This is a genomic window from Kosakonia sp. YIM B13571 (genome assembly GCF_042788095.1).
GTDB lineage: Bacteria > Pseudomonadota > Gammaproteobacteria > Enterobacterales > Enterobacteriaceae > Kosakonia > Kosakonia quasisacchari.
Genome location: NZ_JBHZPL010000019.1, coordinates 23,178 through 31,357, shown reverse-complemented (window position 1 = coordinate 31,357; position 8,180 = coordinate 23,178). Strand labels below are relative to the sequence as shown.

8 protein-coding genes are annotated in these 8,180 nt (G+C 51.4%); all 8 read left to right on the top strand.

Annotation, left to right across the window (positions count from 1 at the left end; genetic code table 11):
* On the top strand, positions 1-84 hold an 84-nt coding region (locus tag ACFX4O_RS23810), incomplete at its 5' end, for a hypothetical protein (RefSeq protein ID WP_000740161.1).
* 228 nt (positions 85-312) lie between these two features.
* On the top strand, positions 313-696 hold the full coding sequence (gene secE / locus ACFX4O_RS23805) for a preprotein translocase subunit SecE (protein WP_003033128.1): 384 nt from the start codon (positions 313-315) through the stop codon (positions 694-696).
* Position 697: 1 nt separating this feature from the next.
* Positions 698-1,243 carry a transcription termination/antitermination protein NusG gene (gene nusG / locus ACFX4O_RS23800; protein WP_006816549.1) on the top strand — a complete coding sequence of 182 codons (546 nt, stop codon included), beginning with the start codon at positions 698-700 and terminating at the stop codon, positions 1,241-1,243.
* A gap of 141 nt (positions 1,244-1,384) precedes the next feature.
* Positions 1,385-1,813 (top strand): 50S ribosomal protein L11, encoded by a 429-nt coding sequence (rplK, locus tag ACFX4O_RS23795; RefSeq protein WP_002438627.1) that lies wholly within the window; start codon positions 1,385-1,387, stop codon positions 1,811-1,813.
* A 3-nt stretch (positions 1,814-1,816) separates the two neighbouring features.
* Positions 1,817-2,521: a 50S ribosomal protein L1 gene (rplA, locus tag ACFX4O_RS23790; RefSeq protein ID WP_131413620.1), complete on the top strand. Its 705-nt coding sequence runs from the start codon at positions 1,817-1,819 to the stop codon at positions 2,519-2,521.
* Positions 2,522-2,821: 300 nt separating this feature from the next.
* Complete coding sequence (gene rplJ, locus ACFX4O_RS23785; RefSeq protein ID WP_007704673.1) at positions 2,822-3,319, top strand: 50S ribosomal protein L10; 498 nt, start codon at positions 2,822-2,824, stop codon at positions 3,317-3,319.
* A gap of 66 nt (positions 3,320-3,385) precedes the next feature.
* Entirely contained in the window at positions 3,386-3,754 is a 369-nt protein-coding gene (gene rplL, locus ACFX4O_RS23780; protein WP_035890291.1) for a 50S ribosomal protein L7/L12, read from the top strand.
* A gap of 324 nt (positions 3,755-4,078) precedes the next feature.
* A complete protein-coding gene (rpoB, locus tag ACFX4O_RS23775) occupies positions 4,079-8,107 on the top strand; it encodes a DNA-directed RNA polymerase subunit beta (RefSeq protein ID WP_131413619.1) in 4,029 nt (1,342 codons plus the stop codon).
* The last annotated feature ends 73 nt before the right edge of the window (positions 8,108-8,180 follow it).

The following is an 8,180-nucleotide window of genomic DNA, read 5'->3' as shown; positions in this document are numbered from 1 at the left end:
GCGATGGACGATGGTCTGCGTTTCGCAATCCGTGAAGGCGGCCGTACCGTTGGCGCGGGCGTTGTAGCAAAAGTTCTCAGCTAATCGCTGATAACATTTGACGCAATGCGCAAGAAAAGGGCATCATTTGATGCCCTTTTTGTACGCTTTCGAACCAGAACCTGGCTCATCAGTGATTTTATTTGTCATAATCATTGCTGAGACAGGCTCTGAAGAGGGCGTTAGTCCGAATCTCGCCAGAGCATTTCGGTTTGGTTGCCTCGCTTATGCGGGGCAAAAATGTTTGTCTGAATTCTTGTGACAGGTTGGTTTATGAGTGCGAATACCGAAGCTCAAGGGAGCGGGCGCGGCCTGGAAGCGATGAAGTGGGTTGTTGTTGCAGTACTGCTGCTCGTGGCTATCGTTGGCAACTATCTTTATCGTGACATGATGCTGCCGCTCCGCGCGTTGGCAGTTGTTATTTTGATTGCTGCAGCAGGTGGTGTCGCGCTGTTGACGACGAAGGGTAAAGCGACCGTTGCTTTTGCCCGTGAAGCGAGAACCGAAGTACGTAAAGTGATTTGGCCCACTCGTCAGGAAACATTGCACACCACATTGATCGTGGCTGCCGTAACTGCAGTCATGTCACTGATCCTGTGGGGACTGGATGGTATTCTGGTCCGCCTGGTTTCCTTTATCACTGGCCTGAGGTTCTGAGATGTCTGAAGCTCCTAAAAAGCGCTGGTACGTCGTTCAGGCGTTTTCCGGTTTTGAAGGCCGCGTAGCCACTTCGCTGCGCGAGCATATCAAATTACACAATATGGAAGAGTTGTTTGGCGAAGTCATGGTGCCGACGGAAGAAGTGGTCGAAATCCGTGGTGGTCAGCGTCGCAAAAGCGAACGCAAATTCTTCCCGGGCTACGTCCTTGTCCAGATGGTGATGAATGACGCCAGTTGGCACCTGGTACGCAGCGTTCCGCGCGTAATGGGCTTCATCGGCGGCACGTCCGATCGTCCGGCGCCGATTAGCGATAAAGAAGTGGATGCGATCATGAACCGCCTGCAGCAGGTTGGTGATAAGCCGCGTCCGAAAACACTGTTTGAACCGGGTGAAATGGTCCGCGTTAGCGATGGTCCGTTTGCCGACTTTAACGGTGTGGTTGAAGAGGTGGACTACGAGAAGTCTCGCCTGAAAGTTTCCGTTTCTATCTTCGGTCGTGCGACCCCGGTAGAGCTGGATTTCAGCCAGGTCGAAAAAGCCTAAATATTCGGCGATCAAACGTTGCACAGGGCGCGAAATTGACATACAATTTCGCGCCTTTTGTTTTTATGGGTCTCGTATCCGTAAAACGTATTCAAACACGGGGAGCCTTTCGGGGCGCTATACCCAAACGAGGAAATTTCAATGGCTAAGAAAGTCCAGGCCTACGTCAAGCTGCAGGTTGCAGCTGGCATGGCAAACCCGAGCCCACCGGTAGGTCCGGCTCTGGGTCAGCAGGGTGTTAACATCATGGAATTCTGTAAAGCGTTTAACGCCAAAACTGATTCCATCGAAAAAGGTCTGCCGATTCCGGTTGTTATTACCGTTTACGCTGACCGCTCCTTCACTTTCGTTACCAAAACGCCTCCGGCAGCAGTTCTGCTGAAGAAAGCGGCTGGTATCAAGTCTGGTTCCGGCAAGCCGAACAAAGACAAAGTGGGCAAAGTAACCCGCGCTCAGGTGCAGGAAATTGCTCAGACTAAAGCCGCGGACATGACCGGTGCTGACATTGAAGCGATGACTCGCTCAATCGAAGGTACTGCACGTTCCATGGGCCTGGTAGTGGAGGATTAAGAAATGGCTAAACTGACCAAGCGCATGCGCGTGATCCGTGACAAAGTTGATGCGACCAAACAGTACGACATCAACGAAGCCATTGCTCTGCTGAAAGAGCTGGCCACTGCTAAATTCGTAGAAAGCGTAGACGTTGCTGTTAACCTCGGCATCGACGCGCGTAAATCTGACCAGAACGTACGTGGTGCAACTGTACTGCCGCACGGTACTGGCCGTTCTGTTCGCGTAGCCGTATTTACTCAGGGCCCGAACGCTGAAGCTGCTAAAGCAGCTGGCGCTGAGCTGGTAGGTATGGAAGATCTGGCTGATCAGATCAAAAAAGGCGAAATGAACTTCGACGTAGTTATTGCTTCTCCGGATGCAATGCGCGTTGTTGGCCAGTTGGGCCAGGTTCTGGGTCCGCGTGGCCTGATGCCAAACCCGAAAGTTGGTACCGTAACACCGAACGTTGCTGAAGCGGTTAAAAACGCTAAAGCGGGTCAGGTTCGTTACCGTAACGACAAAAACGGCATCATCCATACCACCATCGGTAAAGTGGATTTCGACGCTGATAAATTGAAAGAAAACCTGGAATCTCTGCTGGTTGCGCTGAAAAAAGCAAAACCGTCTCAGGCGAAAGGCGTGTACATCAAGAAAATTAGCATCTCCACCACCATGGGTGCAGGTGTTGCGGTAGACCAGGCTGGTCTGAACGCAGTAGCGAACTAATATTCGCCTTTACGTGGGTGGTGGATTTGTCTACAATCTTACCCCCACGTTTTGCTAGCGTAAGTTAGCAAGCAAACAGATTTGTTCGTTGGAGCCTGGCCTAATCCAGGCCTCCGTCGAAGACCGCAGGTGTTTCGTAAGAAGCTTAATTCCCTGCGTAGACGGTGACAGAACCTAAAGATTATTTTTAAAGTACTCTTTGGCTTGTTTCTGCTCACCGTATTAAGACGCTCTTTTCATTGAAAAGAGTGAAGTGAGTTCCAGGGCATGAGCCCTGGCAAACATCCAGGAGCAAAGCTAATGGCTTTAAATCTTCAAGACAAACAAGCGATTGTTGCTGAAGTCAGCGAAGTAGCCAAAGGCGCGCTGTCTGCGGTTGTTGCGGATTCCCGTGGCGTTACCGTAGATAAAATGACCGAACTGCGTAAAGCAGGTCGCGAAGCCGGCGTTTACATGCGTGTTGTTCGCAACACCCTGCTGCGCCGTGTTGTTGAAGGTACTCAGTTTGAGTGCCTGAAAGACGCGTTCGTTGGTCCGACCCTGATTGCATATTCTATGGAACACCCGGGCGCTGCTGCTCGTCTGTTCAAAGATTTCGCGAAAGCGAATGCAAAATTTGAGGTCAAAGCCGCTGCCTTTGAAGGTGAGTTGATCCCGGCGTCACAAATCGATCGCCTGGCAACCCTGCCGACCTACGAAGAAGCAATTGCACGCCTGATGGCGACCATGAAAGAAGCCTCTGCTGGCAAACTGGTCCGCACTCTGGCTGCTGTACGCGATGCGAAAGAAGCTGCTTAATCGCAGTTTTCTTTATAAAGCATTTGCTTACGTATAAACTTATTCTGATATTCAGGAACAATTTAAATGTCTATCACTAAAGATCAAATCATTGAAGCAGTTGCCGCTATGTCCGTAATGGACGTTGTAGAACTGATCTCTGCAATGGAAGAAAAATTCGGTGTTTCCGCTGCTGCCGCTGTAGCTGTTGCTGCTGGCCCGGCTGCTGAAGCTGCTGAAGAAAAAACTGAGTTCGACGTAATTCTGAAAGCCGCTGGCGCTAACAAAGTTGCTGTTATCAAAGCAGTACGTGGCGCAACTGGCTTGGGTCTGAAAGAAGCTAAAGACCTGGTAGAATCTGCTCCGGCCGCTCTGAAAGAAGGCGTGAGCAAAGATGACGCTGAAGCTCTGAAAAAATCTCTGGAAGAAGCTGGCGCTGAAGTTGAAGTTAAATAAGCCAACCCTTCCGGTTGCAGCCTGAGAAATTAGGCTGATGGCTGGTGACTTTTTGGTCACCAGCCTTTTTGCGCTGTAGAAGGTACCGGTAGCGTTTCACACTGTTTGACTACCTGTATCCTTTACAATGCTTGTTTCTATCGACGACTTAATATACTGCGACAGAAAGTTCTTTCTGTGTAAATCGCAATGAAATGATTTAAGCGTGATAGCAACAAGCATTGCGGAAAGTGCTCCACTTTCCGGTCTAAAAAAATAGTGTTGCATAAACTGTCCCTTTCGACGGACAGAGTGGGTCGACTTGTCAGCGAGCTGAGGAACCCTATGGTTTACTCCTATACCGAGAAAAAACGTATTCGTAAGGATTTTGGTAAACGTCCACAAGTACTGGATGTCCCATATCTCCTTTCTATCCAGCTTGACTCGTTTCAGAAATTTATCGAGCAAGATCCTGAAGGGCAGTACGGTCTGGAAGCGGCTTTCCGCTCCGTGTTCCCGATTAAGAGCTACAGCGGCAATTCGGAACTGCAATACGTCAGCTACCGTCTTGGCGAACCTGTTTTTGATGTTAAAGAATGTCAGATCCGTGGCGTAACGTATTCCGCTCCGCTGCGTGTAAAACTGCGTCTGGTGATCTACGAGCGCGAAGCGCCGGAAGGCACTGTTAAAGACATTAAAGAACAAGAAGTCTACATGGGCGAAATTCCGCTCATGACGGACAACGGTACCTTTGTTATCAACGGTACTGAGCGTGTTATCGTTTCTCAGCTGCACCGTAGTCCTGGCGTCTTCTTCGACAGCGATAAGGGTAAAACCCACTCATCGGGTAAAGTGCTTTATAACGCACGTATTATTCCTTACCGTGGGTCATGGCTGGACTTCGAGTTCGACCCGAAAGATAACCTCTTCGTGCGTATCGACCGCCGCCGCAAACTGCCGGCGACCATTATTCTGCGCGCGCTGAACTACACCACTGAGCAGATTCTTGATCTGTTCTTTGAAAAAGTTATCTTTGAAATCCGCGACAACAAATTGCAGATGGAACTGGTGCCGGAACGCCTGCGTGGTGAAACTGCATCCTTCGATATCGAAGCAAACGGCAAAATGTATGTTGAAAAAGGCCGCCGCATTACCGCGCGCCATATTCGTCAGCTTGAAAAAGACGAAATTCAACATATTGAAGTACCGGTTGAGTACATCGCAGGTAAAGTTGCCGCTAAAGACTACGTTGACGAATCCACTGGCGAGCTGATCTGCCCGGCAAACATGGAGCTGTCGCTCGATCTGCTGGCGAAGCTGAGCCAGTCTGGTCACAAACGTATCGAAACGCTGTTCACCAACGATCTGGATCACGGTCCGTACATGTCTGAGACGGTACGCGTCGACCCAACCAACGATCGTCTGAGCGCGCTGGTAGAAATCTACCGCATGATGCGCCCGGGTGAACCGCCGACTCGCGAAGCTGCTGAAAGCCTGTTCGAGAACCTGTTCTTCTCCGAAGACCGCTATGATCTCTCTGCGGTAGGTCGCATGAAATTCAACCGTTCTCTGCTGCGCGACAGCATTGAAGGTTCCGGTATCCTGAGCAAAGAAGACATCATCGAAGTGATGAAAAAGCTCATCGGTATCCGTAACGGCATCGGTGAAGTGGATGATATCGACCACCTCGGCAACCGTCGTATCCGTTCCGTTGGCGAAATGGCGGAAAACCAATTCCGTGTTGGCCTGGTGCGTGTAGAACGTGCGGTGAAAGAGCGTCTGTCTCTGGGCGATCTGGATACCCTGATGCCGCAGGACATGATCAACGCCAAGCCTATCTCTGCCGCAGTGAAAGAGTTCTTCGGTTCCAGCCAGCTGTCGCAGTTTATGGACCAGAACAACCCGCTGTCCGAGATTACGCACAAACGTCGTATCTCTGCACTCGGCCCAGGCGGCTTGACTCGTGAGCGCGCAGGCTTTGAAGTTCGAGACGTTCACCCGACCCACTATGGTCGTGTATGTCCGATCGAAACGCCTGAAGGTCCGAACATTGGTCTTATCAACTCCCTGTCCGTTTACGCACAGACTAACGAATACGGCTTCCTTGAAACCCCGTATCGTAAAGTGACTGACGGCGTGGTGACTGACGAGATTCATTACCTTTCTGCAATTGAAGAAGGTAACTACGTCATCGCCCAGGCGAACACCAACCTGACAGAAGAAGGTCGTTTTGCAGAAGATCTGGTTACCTGCCGCAGCAAAGGCGAATCCAGCCTCTTCAGCGCAGACCAGGTTGACTACATGGACGTATCCACCCAGCAGGTAGTTTCTGTTGGTGCGTCTCTGATCCCGTTCCTGGAACACGATGACGCCAACCGTGCATTGATGGGTGCGAACATGCAACGTCAGGCGGTTCCGACTCTGCGCGCTGACAAGCCGCTGGTTGGTACCGGTATGGAACGTGCTGTTGCCGTTGACTCCGGTGTAACCGCGGTTGCTAAACGTGGCGGTACTGTTCAGTACGTGGATGCCTCTCGTATCGTTATCAAAGTTAACGAAGATGAGATGTACCCGGGTGAAGCAGGTATCGACATCTATAACCTGACCAAATACACCCGTTCTAACCAGAACACCTGTATCAACCAGATGCCGTGTGTTTATCTGGGTGAGCCCATTGAGCGCGGCGACGTGCTGGCAGACGGCCCGTCCACCGACCTCGGTGAACTGGCGCTCGGTCAGAACATGCGCGTAGCGTTCATGCCGTGGAATGGTTACAACTTCGAAGACTCCATCCTCGTCTCCGAGCGTGTGGTTCAGGAAGATCGTTTCACCACTATTCACATCCAGGAACTGGCATGTGTGTCCCGTGACACCAAGCTGGGGCCAGAAGAGATCACCGCAGACATCCCGAACGTGGGTGAAGCCGCGCTCTCCAAATTGGATGAATCCGGTATCGTTTACATCGGTGCAGAAGTGACTGGCGGCGACATTCTGGTGGGCAAGGTAACGCCGAAAGGTGAAACCCAGCTGACGCCGGAAGAGAAACTGCTGCGCGCGATCTTTGGTGAGAAAGCGTCTGACGTTAAAGACTCTTCTCTGCGCGTACCGAACGGTGTTTCCGGTACCGTTATCGACGTTCAGGTCTTTACCCGCGATGGCGTGGAAAAAGACAAACGTGCGCTGGAAATCGAAGAGATGCAGCTCAAACAGGCGAAGAAAGATTTGTCTGAAGAACTGCAGATCCTCGAAGCTGGCCTGTTTAGCCGTATCCACAGCGTGCTGGTTTCCGGCGGTGTTGAAGCTGACAAGCTCGACAAACTGCCGCGCGACCGCTGGCTGGAACTCGGCCTGACCGACGAAGCGAAACAAAATCAGCTGGAACAATTGGCTGAGCAGTATGACGAACTGAAACACGAGTTCGAGAAAAAACTCGAAGCGAAACGCCGCAAAATCACTCAGGGCGATGATCTGGCACCGGGCGTGCTGAAAATCGTTAAGGTTTATCTGGCCGTTAAACGTCAGATCCAGCCTGGTGATAAGATGGCAGGTCGTCACGGTAACAAGGGTGTTATCTCTAAGATCAACCCGATCGAAGATATGCCATACGATGAAAACGGCACGCCGGTTGATATCGTACTGAACCCGCTGGGCGTACCGTCTCGTATGAACATCGGTCAGATCCTTGAAACCCACCTGGGTATGGCTGCGAAAGGTATTGGCGACAAAATCAACGCTATGCTGAAACAGCAGCAAGAAGTCGCGAAACTGCGCGAGTTCATCCAGCGTGCATACGATCTGGGCGCTGATGTTCGTCAGAAAGTCGACCTGAGCACCTTCAGCGATGAGGAAGTTCTGCGTCTGGCGGAAAACCTGCGTAAAGGCATGCCGATCGCAACGCCGGTCTTCGACGGTGCGAAAGAGTCTGAAATCAAGGAACTGTTACAGCTGGGTGGCCTGCCGACTTCCGGTCAGATCACACTGTTCGACGGTCGTACCGGTGAGCAATTCGAGCGCCAGGTTACCGTTGGCTACATGTACATGCTGAAACTGAACCACCTGGTTGATGACAAAATGCATGCGCGTTCTACCGGTTCTTACAGCCTGGTTACTCAGCAGCCGCTGGGTGGTAAGGCGCAGTTCGGTGGTCAGCGCTTCGGGGAGATGGAAGTGTGGGCGCTGGAAGCATACGGCGCGGCATACACCCTGCAGGAAATGCTTACCGTTAAATCTGATGACGTGAATGGTCGTACCAAGATGTATAAAAACATCGTGGACGGCAACCACCAGATGGAACCGGGTATGCCTGAGTCCTTCAACGTACTGTTGAAAGAGATTCGTTCGCTGGGTATCAACATCGAGCTGGAAGACGAGTAACTCTCGCTCAAACAGGTCACTGGTGCCGGGTTAATCCCCGGCACCAGATTGTGCTAACTCCGACGGGAGCAAA

Bases quoted from the DNA above. Each gene is read 5' to 3' on its own strand.
- nusG (WP_006816549.1), top strand. From the start codon at position 698: ATGTCTGAAGCTCCTAAAAAGCGCTGGTACGTCGTTCAGGCGTTTTCC.
- rplK (WP_002438627.1), top strand. From the start codon at position 1,385: ATGGCTAAGAAAGTCCAGGCCTACGTCAAGCTGCAGGTTGCAGCTGGC.
- rplA (WP_131413620.1), top strand. From the start codon at position 1,817: ATGGCTAAACTGACCAAGCGCATGCGCGTGATCCGTGACAAAGTTGAT.
- rpoB (WP_131413619.1), top strand. From the start codon at position 4,079: ATGGTTTACTCCTATACCGAGAAAAAACGTATTCGTAAGGATTTTGGT.
- secE (WP_003033128.1), top strand. From the start codon at position 313: ATGAGTGCGAATACCGAAGCTCAAGGGAGCGGGCGCGGCCTGGAAGCG.
- rplL (WP_035890291.1), top strand. From the start codon at position 3,386: ATGTCTATCACTAAAGATCAAATCATTGAAGCAGTTGCCGCTATGTCC.
- rplJ (WP_007704673.1), top strand. From the start codon at position 2,822: ATGGCTTTAAATCTTCAAGACAAACAAGCGATTGTTGCTGAAGTCAGC.